Annotated in this window: 15 protein-coding genes; 8 read left to right on the top strand and 7 right to left on the bottom strand. The window is 70.8% G+C overall.

Features of this window, described 5'->3' with window-relative positions; translation table 11 throughout:
* Position 1: 1 nt before the first annotated feature.
* Together GJR97_RS13590 and GJR97_RS13585 are read right to left on the bottom strand one after the other, a co-directional pair.
* Entirely contained in the window at positions 2 to 943 is a 942-nt protein-coding gene (locus GJR97_RS13590) for a carbohydrate ABC transporter permease (protein WP_154347321.1), read from the bottom strand.
* The gene (locus GJR97_RS13585) at positions 943 to 2,238 is read right to left on the bottom strand and encodes an ABC transporter substrate-binding protein (RefSeq protein WP_324613489.1); all 1,296 of its coding nucleotides are present in this window, start codon (positions 2,236 to 2,238) and stop codon (positions 943 to 945) included. Before GJR97_RS13585 ends, GJR97_RS13590 begins: the two co-directional genes overlap by 1 nt.
* Before the next feature lie 176 nt (positions 2,239 to 2,414).
* Here GJR97_RS13585 and GJR97_RS13580 point away from each other — a divergent pair, with 176 nt between their 5' ends.
* The 6 genes from GJR97_RS13580 (at position 2,415) to GJR97_RS13555 (ending at position 9,199) form a co-directional block, all read left to right on the top strand.
* Positions 2,415 to 3,323, top strand: coding sequence for an SIS domain-containing protein (locus GJR97_RS13580; protein WP_154347319.1), 909 nt, complete (start codon positions 2,415 to 2,417; stop codon positions 3,321 to 3,323).
* Complete coding sequence (locus tag GJR97_RS13575) at positions 3,323 to 3,649, top strand: hypothetical protein (protein WP_154347317.1); 327 nt, start codon at positions 3,323 to 3,325, stop codon at positions 3,647 to 3,649. The genes GJR97_RS13580 and GJR97_RS13575 overlap by 1 nt, the downstream gene beginning before the upstream one ends.
* Complete coding sequence (locus GJR97_RS13570; RefSeq protein WP_154347315.1) at positions 3,625 to 4,620, top strand: carbohydrate kinase family protein; 996 nt, start codon at positions 3,625 to 3,627, stop codon at positions 4,618 to 4,620. Before GJR97_RS13575 ends, GJR97_RS13570 begins: the two co-directional genes overlap by 25 nt.
* Before the next feature lie 66 nt (positions 4,621 to 4,686).
* Positions 4,687 to 6,639, top strand: coding sequence for an acyl-CoA dehydrogenase family protein (locus GJR97_RS13565; RefSeq protein ID WP_324613488.1), 1,953 nt, complete (start codon positions 4,687 to 4,689; stop codon positions 6,637 to 6,639).
* Positions 6,640 to 6,812: 173 nt separating this feature from the next.
* Positions 6,813 to 8,177, top strand: a complete 1,365-nt coding sequence (locus tag GJR97_RS13560; protein WP_324613487.1) for a hemolysin family protein — start codon at positions 6,813 to 6,815, stop codon at positions 8,175 to 8,177.
* On the top strand, positions 8,174 to 9,199 hold the full coding sequence (locus GJR97_RS13555) for a CNNM domain-containing protein (RefSeq protein WP_154347313.1): 1,026 nt from the start codon (positions 8,174 to 8,176) through the stop codon (positions 9,197 to 9,199). Before GJR97_RS13560 ends, GJR97_RS13555 begins: the two co-directional genes overlap by 4 nt.
* A 6-nt stretch (positions 9,200 to 9,205) precedes the next feature.
* Here the strand turns inward: GJR97_RS13555 and GJR97_RS13550 are convergent, their stop codons facing one another.
* Both GJR97_RS13550 and GJR97_RS13545 read right to left on the bottom strand, forming a co-directional pair.
* Positions 9,206 to 10,567: an MFS transporter gene (locus tag GJR97_RS13550; protein ID WP_154347311.1), complete on the bottom strand. Its 1,362-nt coding sequence runs from the start codon at positions 10,565 to 10,567 to the stop codon at positions 9,206 to 9,208.
* A 44-nt stretch (positions 10,568 to 10,611) separates the two neighbouring features.
* On the bottom strand, positions 10,612 to 11,634 hold the full coding sequence (locus GJR97_RS13545; RefSeq protein WP_154347308.1) for an MBL fold metallo-hydrolase: 1,023 nt from the start codon (positions 11,632 to 11,634) through the stop codon (positions 10,612 to 10,614).
* A gap of 96 nt (positions 11,635 to 11,730) precedes the next feature.
* Here GJR97_RS13545 and GJR97_RS13540 point away from each other — a divergent pair, with 96 nt between their 5' ends.
* Positions 11,731 to 12,642 carry a LysR family transcriptional regulator gene (locus GJR97_RS13540; RefSeq protein ID WP_154347306.1) on the top strand — a complete coding sequence of 304 codons (912 nt, stop codon included), beginning with the start codon at positions 11,731 to 11,733 and terminating at the stop codon, positions 12,640 to 12,642.
* A 27-nt stretch (positions 12,643 to 12,669) separates the two neighbouring features.
* Here the strand turns inward: GJR97_RS13540 and GJR97_RS13535 are convergent, their stop codons facing one another.
* The 3 genes from GJR97_RS13535 to trxA all read right to left on the bottom strand — a co-directional run bounded on the left by GJR97_RS13535 (position 12,670) and on the right by trxA (position 15,956).
* On the bottom strand, positions 12,670 to 14,787 hold the full coding sequence (locus GJR97_RS13535) for an alpha/beta hydrolase (RefSeq protein ID WP_154347304.1): 2,118 nt from the start codon (positions 14,785 to 14,787) through the stop codon (positions 12,670 to 12,672).
* Positions 14,787 to 15,386, bottom strand: a complete 600-nt coding sequence (locus GJR97_RS13530; protein WP_129235175.1) for a TetR/AcrR family transcriptional regulator — start codon at positions 15,384 to 15,386, stop codon at positions 14,787 to 14,789. The genes GJR97_RS13535 and GJR97_RS13530 overlap by 1 nt, the downstream gene beginning before the upstream one ends.
* A gap of 126 nt (positions 15,387 to 15,512) precedes the next feature.
* A complete protein-coding gene (trxA, locus tag GJR97_RS13525) occupies positions 15,513 to 15,956 on the bottom strand; it encodes a thioredoxin (RefSeq protein ID WP_154347302.1) in 444 nt (147 codons plus the stop codon).
* A 202-nt stretch (positions 15,957 to 16,158) separates the two neighbouring features.
* On the opposite strand from trxA, the gene GJR97_RS13520 reads away from it, so the two are divergent.
* Positions 16,159 to 17,298, top strand: coding sequence for a trypsin-like serine peptidase (locus tag GJR97_RS13520; protein ID WP_154347301.1), 1,140 nt, complete (start codon positions 16,159 to 16,161; stop codon positions 17,296 to 17,298).
* The last annotated feature ends 26 nt before the right edge of the window (positions 17,299 to 17,324 follow it).

Genomic DNA, 17,324 nt, shown 5'->3' with positions numbered 1-17,324 from the left:
CCTATTCGGCCAGGTCGCGGGTCCGGCTCGTCTTCCACTGGATGAAGGTGAAGGCGAGCGTGATGACGAGGATGACGATGCCGATCGCGGCGCCGTACCCCTGTTCGCGGATCTGGAAGCCGTTCCGGTACGCGTAGGTGACGAGCACGGAGGTCGCGTTGCCGGGGCCTCCGCCCGTCATCACGAAGATCAGGTCGAACACCTGGAACGACGCGATGACGTTCATGATCAGCAGGAAGAAGGTCGACGGTCCCACGAGGGGGACGGTGACCGATCGGAACTGCTGCCAACGGCTCGCGCCATCGATGCGCGCCGCTTCGTACAGTTCCGGCGAGATGTTCTGGAGCCCCGCGAGGTAGATGATCATGTTGAAGCCGATCCTGAGCCAGATGGCTGCGATCACGACCGAGATCATCGCCGGGACACCCTGCGACTGCCACGCCACCGGGCCGAGGCCGATCGCGGTCAGCACCTTGTTGAGCAGGCCGTTGGACTCGTAGAAGAGGATCACGGCGATCATTCCGGATGCGACGCCGGAGATGACCATCGGCAGGACGATGATGGTACGGAACACGCCGCGAGCCGGCAGCACCGAGTTCAGCAGGACGGCGAGCCCGAGGCCGCCGGCGAGTTCGATCGGGACGGTCGCGATCGTGAAGACGATCGTGTTCGCGAGGCTCTGCCAGAACACAGGATCGCCGACGAGCTTGGCGTAGTTGTCGACGCCGACCCACTCGGGGTCCCCGAATCCCTTCGTCTCCTGCAGGGACAGGATCAGCGCCCAGACGATCGGGATGAACAGGAAGAGGGTCATCAGGACGAGGTTCGGCGCGGCGAACCCCCACCCGACGAGCGACTCCCGGAGGCGGGCGGTGCGGCGCGCCGCCCGCGGCCGTGAGGACGCGGTCGCGTGCCCACGGCCGCGGGCGGTCAGGGTGGTCATTACTGCGCAGCCTCCTCGATGGCGGCGGACAGGTTCGACAGCGTGTCAGCGGTCGACTGGCCACCGATGAAGGCGGCTTCCAGCTGGTCCTGGAGCGCCGTGTTGACCGCCGCCATCGCGGGCGACGTCAGCTGCTTCACGTCCGAGGGTTCGATCGTCGCAGCCTGGTCGACGAAGACGGGCATGACGTCGGGGCGGATCACGAACTGCACGGCGTCGCCTTCGAGGTCGAGTCGGGTCGGCAGCTCGTTGGTGTTCGCGCAGAACAGCGACATCGCGTCAGCCGACGTCATGAACTTCAGGAACTCGGCAGCCAGATCGGGGTTGTCGGTGTCCTTGGTCGCGACGAGCGCGTTGCCGCCCAGGTCGGTCGCTCCCCGGACGTCCCTCGGCATCGGGATGGCGGTCCACTCGAACTCGGCGAGGTAGTCGACGTCGGGCACGAGGAACGATCCGATGAACGCCATCGCGGCCGTGCCCTCGGTGAACAGGGAGTCCGCGTAGACGGTTCCCTTCGTCGAACTCGTCGGCGGCACCCAGTCGTTCTCGAAGAAGCTCTTCGTGAAGTCGAGCGCCTGCTCGCCTTCGGCGGAGTCGATCGTGGCGGTCGATCCGTCGAGGAACGTGCCGTCGGCCTGGAAGAGCCAGCTGAGCCACCGCGGCGCACCGCCGAGCTGCCAGTTGTAGACGAAGGGGTACTTGTCGGCGGGAAGGGACGCGCGGAGCTGCTCGGCGACGTCGGCGAACTCCTGCCACGTCCAGGCATCCTCCTGCGTCTGTGGCAGCGTCGACGGGTCGATGCCGGCCTGCTCGACCATCGCGGTGTTCACGAGGACGGCGGAGACGTCGGTCTGGTGCGGGACGCCGTAGGGCACCCCCTCGTAGGACACGGCCTCCCACATCGCGGGTACGAACTCGTCCACCTCGGCGTTGTCGAAGTAGGGGCTCAGGTCGAGCAGCTGGCCCTGGCTCGAGTAGACGCCGAGGTTGCCGTAGTCGACGCGGAACAGGTCGGGGGCATCGCCGGAGGAGAGCTGCGCATCGATGTTCGAGAACATCTGGTCGTACGGCACGACGTTCAGCTTGACCTCCGCACCATCGTGTTCGGCCTCGAACTGGTCGATGAGCTCGGTGAAGCTCGCCTCCTCCGCCTCGCTGCCCCACGTGGTGAAGGTCAGCGCCTGATCGCCGCCCTCCTCGCCGCCGCCCCCGAATCCGGCGCACCCGGTCAGCACGAGGCTGCCCGCGGTGACGACGGCGGCGGCGCCGAGCATCCGCTTACTGCTGAGTTTCACGCTGTGATCTCCTTCTCATCGGACGGGCGAGCCACGGAGCTTCGCTGCGCCACTTGGTATCCGGCAGTATTCAGCATCAGTCGCAATCCGTCAAGAACTTTCATTCTTTGCTCATTTCTGATTGAATTTGCTCAGATCACCGCACCGAGCGGTGTCCGAGCACGAAGGCGAATGCGATGAACGACAGCACACCCGAGCACGGCGCGATCACTCGCGCCGAGCTGGCGAGCCAGCCCGAGATGTGGGCGCGCGCCATCGAACTCTCCGAACGACACCGGACGCTGCTCCCCCAGAGCGGCGAGCGGGTGCTCGTGGTCGGGTGCGGGACGTCGTACTACGTCGGAGACGCCTACGCCTACCTCCGCAACGATGCCGGCTTGGGACGCACTCGTGCCGCGATCCCGAGCGAAGTGACCTGGGTGGATCCCGACGAGCATCTCGTGGTGGTCTCCCGCTCGGGCACGACGGCCGACGTGGTCGACTTCGTCGAGCGACACCGCTCGACGAACCGGATCACTGCGATCATCGGCGACGTCGAGACGCCCCTCGGCCGGCTCTGCGCAGATCGGACGGTGCACCTCGACTTCGCCGACGAGCGTTCCATCGTGCAGACGAGGTTCGCCACCACGGGGCTCACCGTGCTCCGGGCATCGATCGGGGCGATCGACGGAAAGCTGGTCGCCGACGGTCGCCGTGCCCTCGAACTCGACCTCCCGATCGACCCGGCGGCCCTCCGCCACGTCGTCTTCCTCGGCCATCGATGGACCACCGGCCTCGCGCACGAAGCGGCGCTCAAGGTTCGCGAGTCGGCCGGATTCTGGACCGAGGCCTATCCCGTCTGGGAGTACCAGCACGGGCCGATCTCATGCGCCGGTCCAGGCAGCCTGGTCTGGTTCCTCAGCGACGCCCCCGAGTCCGTGGTCGCGGACGTCCGCGCCACGGGCGCGGACGTGTACGTGGACGACCTCGACCCTCAGGCCGATCTTCCGCTCGTGCACCGCCTCGCGGTCGAACTCGCCGCGATCCGCGACCGGGATCCGGACACTCCTCCCTTCCTGAACCGCTCCGTGCTCGTGACCGAGTGATGCCGATCGTCTCCGTCACCGCACCCGCCCACCCTGCCGGCCGGGAACTGCTCGCCGGTATCGCGGGCGCGATCGCCTCCTCGCTCGGACTCGGCGAACGCGACGTCCTCGCGGTGTCCGTCGAATCATCGCGTAGCGTCGCCGGTGGAGGCGCATCGGATGCCGGAACCTGGATCGTCGTCACGATCCACGGGTCGGACCGGGGCGATGCGGCCATCGGACGCGCTCGCGAGGCCGCCCAGGACGCCGTCGCGCGCTGGGCGTCCGCGCAATCGCTCGAACTGGAGGGAGTGTGGTGCGAATGGCTGGCACCCCAGCCGCGCTGAATCGCCTGCTCGTGGTCGGCGAGCTCTGCGTCGACCTGATCGTCGAGCTCGGCGGAAGCGAACTCCGCTTCGGCCAGCACGAGCAGATCGTCGGCCGCACGACCATGACGATGGGCAGTTCCTCGGCGATCACCGCCTGCGGGGCCGCCGCGCTGGGCGTGCCGACGACGCTCGTGAGCGTCTGCGGTCCGGACACGTTCGGGAGCTACCTGATCTCGGAACTGGAACGCCGCGGCGTCGACCCGACGCACGTCCGCATCGACGAGACCATGCCCACCGGTGCCTCGACGCACCTGACCCGGCCGGATGGCGACCGCGCCATCCTGACCTCCATGGGCTCCATCGGGACGGTCGTCGCAGCGGATGTCCCCGAGCCGCTCCTCGAGGGTGCGGCGCACCTTCACGTCGGCAGCTACTTCCTTCAGGGCTCGCTCCAGGCCGACGCGAGGGCGCTCTTCGCACGTGCGCGGGAACTGGGCGCCACCACCTCCCTCGACGGCAACTTCGACCCGAGCGAGCGGTGGGACGGCGGCATCCTCGATGCCCTCCGCGAGGTCGACATCCTGTTCGGCAACGACCAGGAGCTCCGTGGCATCACCGGTGCCTCGAGCATGGACGCGGCGATGGCGGCGGCCCTCGACGCGATGCCTCCCGGGGCGATCGTCGTCGGCAAGCTCGGGGCGGACGGGGCGATCGCCGAGCGCCGGATCGACGGACGTTCCGTCCGCGTGATCGCACGTCCTCCGGTCGTCGACGCGCCGCTCGTCGACACGGTCGGAGCCGGCGATACGCTGGCGGCCGGGTTCCTGGCCGCGACGATTCGAGGCGCATCGACCGAGGACGCGCTCGCCTTCGCCGTCGCGTGCGGTACCGCGTCGACGCGAGGAGCCGGAGGAGTCGGGGCGCAGCCGGGAATCCAGGAGGCCGAACGCCTCGCCGCGCTCGTCGAGGTCGACCGCGCCGAGGCGTGAGCCGGCGCAAGGGCTGGCCCGGCTCCCCGCCCCGGCGTACGTTGGATCTCGAACGAGGAGGTTCGCGTGAGCACCACCCGAGAGTCCACCGTCTCCCCCGTCGATGAGCAGGAATCGCGAGCGGTCGCGGAGGCCGCGCGCGAGCAGGAGTGGCGGAAGCCGAGCTTCGCCAAGGGCCTGTACCTGGGGCAGTTCGACCTGTCGCTGATCCATCCGCACCCGAGACCCGACGCCGAGCGGGTCGAACGCGGCGAGGCGTTCCTCGCCGACCTCGAGGCGTTCCTGCGCACGGTCGACGCCGCCGGGATCGAGCGCGACGCCCGCATCCCCGATGCCGTCTTCCAGGGGCTCGCCGACCTCGGCGCGTTCGGCATGAAGATCCCCGTCGAGTACGGCGGGCTCGGCCTCGGCCAGAGCTACTACAACCACGCCCTCACGATGGTCGGCTCGGTGAACGCGAGCATCGGCGCGCTGCTGTCGGCGCACCAGTCCGTCGGCGTGCCCGAGCCGCTCATGCTCGCGGGCACCGAGGAGCAGAAGCGACGGTGGCTGCCGCGGTGCGCGGCGGGTGCCGTGAGCGCATTCCTCCTGACCGAACCCGAGGTCGGCTCCGACCCCGCGCGACTGCAGGCGACGGCGGTCCCGTCGGAGGACGGGTCCGAGTACGTGCTCGACGGCACGAAGCTGTGGACCACGAACGGCGTCGTCGCCGAACTGCTCGTCGTCATGGCGCGCGTACCGAAGTCCGACGGCCATCGCGGCGGCATCAGCGCCTTCATCGTCGAGGCGGATGCCCCGGGCATCACCGTGCACCGCCGGAACGCGTTCATGGGCCTGCGCGGCATCGAGAACGGGCTGACGTCGCTGAAGGGCGTGCGGGTCCCGGCCGGGAACCTGGTCGGCCGCGAGGGCGAGGGACTGAAGATCGCGCTGACGACCCTGAACGCCGGCCGGCTCGCCATCCCGGCGATCTGCGCGGGCGCCGGCAAGTGGAGCCTCAAGATCGCCCGCGAGTGGTCGAAGGCGCGCGTGCAGTGGGGGCACCCGGTCGGCGAGCACGCCGCGGTCGCGCACAAGGTCGCGTTCATCGCCGCGACGACGTTCGCGCTCGAGGCGGTCGTCGACCTCTCGGGCATGCTCGCCGACGAGGACCGCAAGGACATCCGCATCGAGGCCGCACTGGCGAAGCTCTGGGCGTCGGAGATGGGGTGGCGCATCGCCGACGAGCTCGTCCAGATCCGCGGCGGGCGCGGCTTCGAGACCGCCGCATCCCTCCGCGCCCGCGGCGAGCGCGCGGTCGGCGCCGAGCAGCAGCTGCGCGACCTCCGGATCAACCGCATCTTCGAGGGATCGACCGAGATCATGCACCTGCTGATCGCGCGCGAGGCGGTCGACGCGCACCTCACGGCCGCGGGAGACCTCATCGACCCGCACCTCGAGCTCGCCGATCGCCTGAGGGCCGCCGTCTCGGCCGGCGGGTTCTATGCGCGCTGGCTGCCGCAGCTCGTCGCCGGGAAGGGCGACCTGCCCGCCTCGTACGACGAGTTCGGCCCGCTCGCGCCCCACCTCCGCTACGTCGAGCGCACGAGCCGCAAGCTCGCGCGCGCCACGTTCTACGGCATGGCGCGCTGGCAGGGCGGGCTGGAGCGCAAGCAGGGCTTCCTCGCCCGCGTCGTCGACGTCGGCGCGGAGCTGTTCGCCGTCGCGGCCTCGTGCGTGCGCGCCGCGATGCTCGCCGCAGACACCCCCGACCAGGGCAAGTCGGCCTTCCAGCTCGCGCACACGTTCGCCGAGCAGTCGCGGCACCGCACCGAGCGCCTGCTCGACGAGCTCTGGCACAACACGGATGCCACGGACGAGCGCCTCGCGTCGCGCGTGCTCGACGGCGACTACGCCTGGCTCGAGGACGGGATCCTCGACCCGAGCGAGGGCACCGGGCCGTGGATCACGGAGGCGATCCCGGCCGACGCAATGGAGGACGTGCATCGTCGCGTGATCGGGTCGACCCGGGACACCTGATCGCCGCGCGGCGGAGGTGGGATCGGGTCGCCCGCGGTGTCGCCACAGCGCCTTCCGAGCCGCCATCGGTACGCTCGGGTGAGTCCACCGAGTCCTGGAGGCGTCGAGCACCCCGTGCCCTACCCCGTCGATGGTCCACGCCGTCATCCTTCACGTGCCGATGAGGCGCGGTCGTGACCGCGGCCCTGCTGCTCCTGCTCGTCGGCCTCGTGCTGACCGCTGCGATCATCGCCGTGAACGGCTACTTCGTCGCGCAGGAGTTCGCGTACATGTCGGTCGACCGGGCTCGCCTCCGTGCGCGCGCGGAGCAGGGCGACGCGGCTGCGGAGCGGGCGCTCTCCGTCACCCGGCGCACGTCGTTCATGCTCTCGGGCGCGCAGCTCGGGATCACGGTCACCGGCCTGCTCGCGGGGTACGTCGCCGAGCCGTTCATCGGCGAGTCGCTGGGCGTGCTGCTCGGCGGGGTCGGCGTGCCGCCGGCCGTCGGCATCGCCGTCGGCACGGTGCTCGCGCTCGCGCTCGCGACGGTCGCGCAGATGATCTTCGGCGAGCTGTTCCCGAAGAACCTCGCCATCGCGAATCCGGAGCCACTGGCCCGTGGCCTCGCGAGGTCGACCCAGGTCTACCTCGGCGCGTTCGGATGGCTCATCGCGCTGTTCGACGCGGCATCCAACGCCGTCCTCCGCCTCATCCGCGTCGAGCCCGTGCACGACGTCGACTCGAGCGCCACCGCCGAGGACCTCGAGCACATCATCGACGACTCGCGGGCCAGCGGCGACCTCCCGGACGAGTTGTCGATCCTGCTCGATCGCATCCTCGACTTCCCCCGGCGCGACGTCGAGCACGCCATGGTGCCGCGGGTGCGTGTCGACGTCGTCGCGCCCGATGCGCCGATCGCCGACCTGCGGACGATCATGGCGAGCGGGCACACGCGGTACCCGGTGATCGGCGACCGCGAGGAGCCCATCGGCGTGGTGCACCTCGCCGACGTGCTGCGCGCCGACCCGGACGACCGTCGGGCGGTGCGCGAGATCATGCGGGACCCGCTCGTCGTGCCGACCCTGATGCCGCTGCCCGACGCGCTCGACGCCCTGACGGAGTCGCGCAACGAGCTCGCGTGCGTCATCGACGAGTACGGCGGCTTCAGCGGCGTCGTGACGATCGAGGACCTGGCGGAGGAACTCGTCGGCGAGATCGCCGACGAGCACGACGTCGAGACGACCGCCGGTGCGGAACGCGACGCCGAGGGCGTCTGGGTCATGGACGGGGACGTGCACCTCGACGAGGTCGCGCGCATCATCGGCCGTGGGCTGCCGCGCGGCGACTACGAGACCGTCGCGGGGCTCATGATCTCGGAGCTCCGCGGCCTGCCGAGCCCGGGCGACGTCGTGGAGGTCGAGCTTCCCGTCAGCGGTGCGGACCTCGCGGAGCAGGACGAGCCCGTGGCCGTCCGACTGCGCATCGAGGTCGCCGAGATCGATCGGCACGTGCCATCCGTCGTGAGGGTCGCCCTGATCGAACCGGAGGTCGAGCGATGAACCCGTGGATCGTCATCCCGGTCACCGTCGGGCTCATCGTGCTCAGCGCCTTCTTCGTGATCATCGAGTTCGCGCTCATCGGGGCCCGACGCCACCGGCTCGAGCAGGAGGCCGCGGACAGCGCGTCCGCCCGGGCGGCACTGCGCGGCATGAACGAACTCACCGTGATGCTCGCCGGAGCCCAGCTCGGCATCACGGCCTCGACGTTCGCGCTCGGCGCGGTCACGAAGCCCGCGGTGGACGAGTGGCTCGGTCCGGTGTTCCTCGCGTGGGGCCTGCCCGAGTGGCTCGCGGGCGGTGCCGCCTTCGCGCTGGCGCTGCTCATCGTCACGTTCCTGCACCTGGTCGTCGGCGAGATGGCGCCGAAGTCCTGGGCCATCGCGCATCCGGAGCGGGCCGCGAAGCTCATCGGCCTGCCCTCCCGAGGCTTCATCCGCGTCTTCCGCCCGTTCCTGCTGTGGGTGAACCGGATCGCCAACGCGCTCGTGGCGAGGACCGGGGTGGAGCCCGTCGATCGCGCCGCCGTCGGCGGGCGCGACGCCGACACCATCCGCAACCTCGTCGAGTACTCCACGCAGGTCGGCGTCCTGGAGCCGGAGCTGCAGTCGCAGATCACCGAGGTGATCGCGCTGCAGGAGCTCTCCGTCGGCAACATCACCAGGCCCGACGGCGCCCCGACCGCCGCACCGGCGGATGCCTCGGTCGGCGACGTGCGCGCCGCGGCGCTCGCGTCGGGCCACCTGCGCATCCTGCTCGACGACGGCACCGGTCGGATGGGCGAGGTCGTGCACGTTCGCGACACCCTGCTCGCCGCGGACGGCGAGCCCGCGACCGACTTCGGACGACCGGCGTTCCGGGTGGACTCGGCGACCCCGGCGTACGAGCTCCTCCGTCGCATGCGCGAGCAGCAGGTGCAGCTCGCCGTCGTCGAACGCGACGGCGAGCTGCTCGGCGTCGTCACGCTGACCGATGTGATCCAGCGCGTCCTGCCGGTCGCCGGGGACCTCCCCGAGAACGGTTGACGCCGGTCAGCGCTCCCCGCGGGTGGCGTGGATGTCGACGTCCTTGCTCTCCCGGGCCAGTAGCACGGCGCCGGCACTCGCGACGAACACGACCATCCAGAAGACCGCGACCGGCCACGTCGCACCGAAGGCGATCACGAGGCTCGTGGCGATCAGCGGGGAGAAGCCGGCGCCGATCGTCGATGCGGACTGGTAGGCCGCGGAGGCCCCCGAGAACCGCAGGGAGGTCGGGAACTGCTCGGCCACGAAGGCGGCGATCGGACCGTAGACCATGCCCTGCACGAGTCCGTTGCCGAGGATGATCGCGATCGCGAAGCCCCATACCGTGCCGGTCTGGAGCAGGCCGATGATCGGCAGCGCGAGCACGATGCCCAGCACGCACCCGGCGACGATCATCGTGCGCCGGCCGAGCCGGTCGCTCGCGCGGGCGGCGAGGATCGAGACGACGACGGTCACGACGGCGGCGGCCGCCTTCCAGTTGAGGACGCCGGTGCTGTCGGCACCGCTGTTCACGGCCTCCGAGACGCCCCACACGGTCATCAGGCCCTGCGAGGTCGTGAACGAGAGGACGGCGACGAACGCGATGACCACGGCCCGCCAGTGGTTGCGCAGCACGTCGAGGATCGGAACGCGTCGGCGAGCGCCGATCTGCTCGAGCTGCTGGAACATGGGGGTCTCGGCGACTCGGAGGCGGATGACGAGGCCGACGGCGACGAGCGCGATGCTGAAGAGGAACGGCACGCGCCATCCCCACGCGAGGAACTGGTCCTCGGGCAGCAGCGAGAACAGGCTCAGCATCAGCGTCGCGAGCACGGCGCCGACCGGGCCGCCCGCGTTCGCGAAGCTCGCCGCGAGCCCGCGGTGCTTCTTGGGCGCGTGCTCGAGGGCGACCAGGATGGCGCCGCCCCATTCGCCGCCGACCGAGATGCCCTGCACGACGCGCAGCAGCACGAGGAGGATCGGCGCGATGATGCCGACGGAGTCCGTCGGCGGCAGCAGGCCCATGATGGTCGAGGCGACGCCCATCAGGACCATGGTCAGGATCAGCACGACCTTCCGGCCGCGGGTGTCGCCGAAGTGGCCGAAGACGATGCCGCCGAGGGGCCGGGCGAGGTAGCCGACGGCGAAGGTCGCGAACGAGGCGAACGTGGCGAAGGCGGGCCCGAGGCCGGCGAAGAAGACCTGCCCGAACACGAGGCTGGCCGCCGTCGCGTAGAGGATGAAGTCGTAGAACTCGATCATGCTGCCCATGAAGCTCGACGCGATGACGCGTCGCATGTCCTTCGTGGTCATGGACAGCTGCGTGCCGTCGGCGGCCGTGGTCGGCGCCGTCGTCTCGGGCGGTGCGGTGCGGGTGATCTGGGTCATCGTCGACCTCTCTCGTATCAGTGTGTCACGGCGTGCGAGTGCGGTCAGGCCGCGAGCACGCGCTCCCGGGCGAAGGAGATGCGGTCGAGGTCGTCGGGGATGAGGACCTCGAGGTCGGCTCCTGCGGCGGCGCGGAGCCAGTCGTCCGCGGGCAGGTGCCCGGGGACGAGGTGGTGCAGGGCGAGGCGCCGCGCGCCGGCCTCCTGGGCCAGGGCGATCGCCTCCTCGACGCTGGTGTGCGACTTGCGGTGGTGGTCGATCGAGGCGCGCGAGGTCTCGTCCTCGCGCGACCCGTACGCCTCGGCGACCCACTCGAAGCTGATCGCCTCGTGCAGCAGCAGGTCGACGTCCTCGGCGAGGCGGACCGTGTTCGCGCATGGCGCGGTGTCGCCGGAGATCGCGACCGAGCCCTCGTCGGTCGTGAACCGGAACGCGAAGGCGGGGGCGATGGGCGGATGCTGCACGAGGATCGCGTCCACGCGCACTCGGTCGTCCTCGAAGACCGTGAACGGGTCCATGTCGGGCGTCGGGGCGTCGTTCGGGTGGTACCCGATGCCGGCGGGGATCACGATGTCGCGCGCGTCGAACAGGTCGGTCGGGGACGGCCGGAGCGCGTCGAGCACGCGGTCGTTGAGGTCGGTGGCCTGCGCCTCCATCAGCAGGCGGAACAGGTCGGCGGTGCCGGGCGTCGGCAGGTGCGGGGCGACTGGACGCGGCGGCACGGTCGCCCGCGGCGAGACCGGAGGGAGGACGCCGCGGTCGCCGGGGCCGACGATCGGGATCGGCGCGGCGTCGCCGCTCAGGCCGAACATGCCGAACAGGGCGAGGTTCGCGAGGTCGGTGGTGTGGTCGGAGTGGAGGTGCGTGAGGAACACGCCGCCGAGGCGATCCATCGTGAACCCGGCTCGGGCGAACTGGCGGCCGGCGCCGAGTCCGGCGTCGACCAGGTAGACCCGGTCGCCGACGGCGACCGCCGTCGAGATGCCGAACCGGGAGTGCGCGTCGATCGGCGTCCACCAGCGGGGGCCTCCTGCGGTGCCCAGGGTGACGATGCGGTGCTCGGTCATGCGGTGTCTCCTTCGACGTGCCTGATGAGACCATCGTCGGCGGCGCGTAATGTTCTGTACAGCGGAGGTTTCCAAAGCTCTTCATAAGGAGAACCGATGAATGGCGTGACCGTGCGACAGCTCGAGTACTTCGTCGCCGCCGCCGACCTCGGCACCCTGAGCGCCGCCGCCGACCGGTGCCTCGCGTCGCAGGCCGCAGTGTCGACGGGGCTCGCCGACATGGAACGCGCCCTCGGCCTCCAGCTGCTCGTGCGACGGCCGGCCAAGGGCGTCGTGCTCACGCGTCCCGGCGAGCGGATGCTGCCCGTCGCACGCCGCATCCTCGACGACCTCGGCGAGCTCTCCCAGCTCGCGGGTGCCGAGCAGGACGAGGTGGCGGGCCCGCTCCGCGTCGCCTGCACGGTCGCCCTCTCGCCGCGCGTGCTCCCGCCCCTGGCCGAGGCCTTCGCCGAGCGGCATCCGCGCGTCGTGCTCGACCTCGTCGACGGGCTCGCGAGCGAGGTCCAGGACCTCGTGCGCGACGGCACGGCGGATGCCGCGCTGCTGTACCGGCGGCAGCTGCTTCCCGGCGTCGAGGCACGGACGATCCGCTCCCTCGCACCGTACGCGGTGCTTCCGGAGGAGCATCCGCTGGCGCGGGCCGACGACGTCGCGCTCGCCGACCTCGCGGACGAGCGGCTCATCCTGGTCCAACCCGCCGGCTCGCGGGGCGTGATCGAGACCCTCATCGAGGAGGCCGGAGTGGTGCCGCGAGCGGGCTGGGCGTTCGCCAACCCCGAGACGGTGCGCGCGATGGTCGCACGCGGACTCGGCTACTCGGTCTTCAGCGGACGCCCGCGCGGGACCCAGAGCTTCGACGGACGGCACGTCGCGTACGTGCGCGTGCGCGACGCCGTCGAGCCGAACGACGTGGTCCTGGCGATGCCGCACGGACAGCGCCGCACCGCGCGGCTCGACGCGCTCGTCGCCCTGCTCGGCGAAGCGGGGATGCAGGAGGCGATGGGCTGACGGCCGGCCCGGCATCCGGCATCCGTCTCAGAGCAACCGCCCGATCATCGCCGCCGCGCGCGCCGCGCCATCCGTCTCGACATCGCGGTAGTCGACGGTGCGGCCGATCTCCTCGGCCATCGCCGCGGCGAGGGCCTCGGGCGTGAGGTCGTCGTACTCCATGAAGCGGCCGGCCCGGTAGCGATCGAGGCGCGCGCGCACGTGGAAGCGCTGCTCGAAGTGCTCCTGCAGCGGGACGTAGATGAACGGCACCTTCGCGGCGGTGAGCTCCATCGTCGTCGTGAGTCCGCCCTGCACGATCGCCAGGTCGCACGCGGTGAGGTGCTCGTGCAGGTTCGGGACGTACGCGCGGTACTCGACGCCCGGCACCTGCGGCAGGCTCGCCGGGTCGATGCGCGGCCCGGTCACGACGATCATCCGCAGGCCCGGGATGGCCCGGTGCGCCGCCTCGGCGCCGGCCACGATGCGCCGCAGCAGCGAGGCGCCGACGCCCGAACCGCCGACCGCGGCGATGACGACGCGCTCGTCGTCGCGGTACCCGAGCCGTTCGCGCAGCTCGGCCTTCTCGCCGAGTGCCGCCGGATCGAACCCGGTGATGTACCCGGAGAAGTCGAAGTGCTCCTCCGTCCAGTCGCGGATCCTCGGGAGGCCGGGGCCGAACGTGTCGGGCACGATGTCGTCGGTCGAGCCGACGAACACCGCGGCGTCGCGGATGCGGCCGTACCGGGCGACGTGCTCGATCATCTCGAGGTTGTAGTCGGCGGCCACCTCCGCCTCGCGCGGCCCGCGCGAGGGCATCGGCAGGTAGCCGACGAAGTCGGTCATCCAGGCGAGCGCACCGCGCTTGAGGTTCGGGTTCTCGAACAGGTAGTGGTCGACCTCCCACGACTCGTCGGCGATGACGAGGTCGTACTCGCCCGCCGCGACGACCTCCTCGAACACCATGAAGTTGTGCAGGAGGATCTCGTCCATGTTGCGCAGGGACTGGAAGACCGCGAGGTCGTGGTCGCCGCTCTCGTGCTCGATGTGCGAGGACTCGCTGGCGAGGGCGGCGGATGCCGGGTGCAGGCGTTCGCCCGCGACGTCCAGCACGCGCGTCACCGGGTCCTGTGCCAGCCAGTCGATGCGCGCTTCCGGATGCAGCGCGCGGAGCTCCTGCGCGATCGCGAGGTCGCGACGGGCGTGGCCGAGCCCGATCGGCGACGAGAGGTACAGCACCGTCTTCTCGCGGCCGGGACCCACCCACCAGCTGCCGTCGAGCCGGGTCGTGCCGAAGATGCGGTCGGCGAACGCACGGATCGCGTGGTTGACGCGGACCGGGTAGCGCACCTGCGGAGCGTGCCCGGAGCCCTCGACGGCGAGGAGTTCGGCGTCGGGGAGGATCTCCTGCATGACCCGGGAGGACTCGAAGGACGTGATGCGATCCTCGGTGCCGTGGATGAGCAGGGCCGGGGTCTCCAGCGTCTCGAGGCGGTCTCGGAGCTCCTCGACCGTGAGCTCGTCGTAGTCGTCGGTGATCGACCAGGCGAGGACGTCGGGCCGCTGGTCGAGCCCCCATTCGACGAGGTCGTCCCAGGCCTTCGTCGAGTGCGGGTCGGAGGCCACCTGCGACATGAAGAACTCGACGAAGTCGGGCCAGTCGCGCTGCCAGTAGTCGAAGTCGAACTTCGCCCAGCCTCGCGGCTCCGGGTTCGCCACGGGGTCGTACGGGACGTCGGGGGCCCGTTCCGGCAGCGGCGCGATCCACGGGTGGTGGCCGGAGATCGAGACCATCCCGAGGACCCGCTGCGGGTGCATCGCCGCGAGGTTGATCGCGATCTCCCCGCCCATCGAGTACCCGACGACCACCGCGGCATCCGTCCCGGTCGCATCGAGCACGGCGATCGCGTCGGCCACCCGGTGGCCGAACGTGTAGCGAGCGGGGTCGAGCGGGCGGGACGAGCGGCCGGCGCCGACCGCGTCGTAGACGACCACGCGGAAGTGGCGTGCGAGGTAGGGCACCTGCATCTTCCAGACGCGCTCGTGCACGAGCTCCCACGTGGGCAGCAGCAGGATCGTCGGTCCGTCGTCGCCGTAGACCTCGTAGTGGATCGACGCACCGGCGCGCTCGATGTCGCCCTCGTGCGTGGGCGTGGCGACCTCCATCACGCCACCTGGCGAGCCATGGCGCGCTCGCCGGCCTCGATGAGGGTGCCGATCGCGCGAAGGGCAGGGCGCAGCGGGAGGTCCTCCTCGTGGCCGGAGAGGATCAGGAGCTCGGCCCCGACGAACGCCGCCGAGGTCAGCGCGACGACCTCCTCGATGCTGAGCGGCCCGAACGAGAAGCCCTGGTCGGCGTGCCGGCGGGCGGCGGTGGTGAGCACCTCGGACCAGCCGTGGATGATGTCGTGCACGCGCTCGCCGATGAGGTCGTTGGACAGGCCGGCGGCCATCATCTCGAGCAGCACGCGCACGTACCCGGAGGCGAGGTCGTCGTCGAGGTAGTCGCACGCGGTCGCCCACTGCTGCGACAGCGGCTCGTCCTCGGCGTACATGGCCCCTTGACGCTCGAGCAGCTGCGCGTTCTCGGCGTCGAGCATGCTCAGCACGAGCAGTTCCTTGGAGCCGAAGTGGTAGTGGATCTGCGACAGCGGCACGCCCGCGAGGTCGGCGACCTTGCGCGTCGAGAGCGCCGCGTACCCCTGGTCGACGACCAGTCGGCGGGTCGCGTCCAGGATGCTGGCGACGGTCGTGTTGGTCGGCATCTCGCATTCCCCCTCATTTCGTTCGGTCGATCGACCGATTTCATGGGTCAACGTACTCCGGCGGCCACGCGACGTCAAGACCCGGCCGTGACGACGTGCGTCGGCGGCCTCCCGGCCCGCCCGTGGTCAGCTCGACGGCAGCGCCGACTCGACCCACGCGCGCAGCTGCGCCGCGGGCACGGCGCCGACCTGCCGACCGACCTCGGCGCCGTCGCGGTAGAGCAGCAGGGTGGGGATCGCGGTCACCGCGTGGCGGCTCGACACGACCGGCGACCGGTCCGCGTCGACCTTGACGACCTTCAGGCGCCCGGCGAGCTCGCGCGAGAGCTGCTCGACGACGGGAGCGATCGCACGGCACGGGCCGCACCACACCGCCCAGACGTCGACGAGCACGAGCATGCGGCTCGCGACGGCCTGGTCGAAGCTCACGTCGTCGGCCTCGACCAGCCACGGCAGGTCGGCATGGCAGTTCGAGCAGCGCACGCGACCGCGGCCGGTGAACGGGACGCGGTTCCTCGTCGCGCACGCCGGGCAGCTGACGACCTTGCCCGGCCGGTTGCTCGTCGCCATGTCTCGAGCCTACGTGGCCACCCCGACCCCGGCCGAGGGCGTCCCCTGATGACGCCATCACCGGGCGACGGCATCGTCGTCTTCGGAAGGGCGGTTCCGCGACGATGTCGCGGACCGAGATGGCCCCGCGGCGCGCCGCCGACGAGGAGCCGTCCTCGCCTGCATCCGGGGAACGCACCCCGGATGCCCGGAGGTGAGACTCATGGAAGAACGCACATCGGCGAACGCCGCGCAGGAGCCGCCCGTCGGCGCCGACGAATTCATACGACTCGACAACGAGCGCAGCGGCGAACGCATGCCGAAGGAGCTGGCGGCGCTGGTGGAGGGTCGGACGCTCTCGATCACCACGCGAGAGAAGTTCGACTTCAGGTCCGTCGAGCCGGTGCCCTACGACGGCGACCGATGGCAGGTGAAGCTGCCGGAGGGAACCGGCCTGGTGATGCCCGGCCGCACGTCGGGGCGGCTCTCGGTCGACGAGGTCGGCAGGGCCGCGGTTCGAGAACTCGGCGAGTCCGGCGAGCTCGCGGCATCCCGCCCCGCCTGGGTCGACTACGAGCCGCACGCGAAGGTTTCCGCAGCGCGGACCACCGTGCTCCGTCGGCTCGACGGGACGATCCTCGAACCGCACTACGGCGTCTTCGGAGCCGACGACCGCCAGGTGTACTACCCCGGCGGCTACCCGTGGACGTGCGTCGGCAAGGTGTACGTGTGGGACGACTGGGGCTCGCCGTACCCGGCGTGGTCCGGCTCGGGCGTCCTCATCGGCGATCGTACGGTCCTGACCGCAGGACACATGTGCCCGTGGGGCTCCGGCAACTGGGCGATGCAGTTCGTCCCGGCGTACTACGACGGCGTCTCCACGCTCGGCCGCGGGGTGAGCTCGTACGTGTCGGACTACTACGGCTACGACACCGACGACACGGTGTCCGCCTGGGACATGGCGGTGCTGCGGCTCTACACGCCGCTCGGCGTCAACTACGGCTACTTCGGCACGAAGGACTACGACAGCGCCTGGGAGGGCGGGAACTACTGGACCCTCGCCGGATACCCCGGCGCTGTGGCCGGCGGCAATCGCCCGTCGCGCCAGATGTGGTGGCCGGTGCTCGACGACGACGGCAGCGGCTCGGCCGAGGAGGTCGAGTACGAGGCCGATTCGACGCCCGGCAACTCCGGCGGACCCGTGTTCGGGTTCTGGAGCGGCCTCCCGTACGCCATCGCGACGCACAGCGGCGGCTCGAAGACCACGTTCCTCTGGTGGACCATCGAGGACACCAACGTCGGCGCCGGCGGTGGCGCACTCAACTCGCTCGTCGCCTGGGCCCGGAGCAACTGGCCGGCGTGACCGCGACGGGTGCGGCAGCGGATGCC

Source organism: Agromyces kandeliae (genome assembly GCF_009674665.1).
In the GTDB taxonomy this organism is placed as follows: domain Bacteria; phylum Actinomycetota; class Actinomycetes; order Actinomycetales; family Microbacteriaceae; genus Agromyces; species Agromyces kandeliae.
Note: the sequence above shows the minus strand (reverse complement) of the source record. Positions and strands in the feature narration are given on the sequence as shown.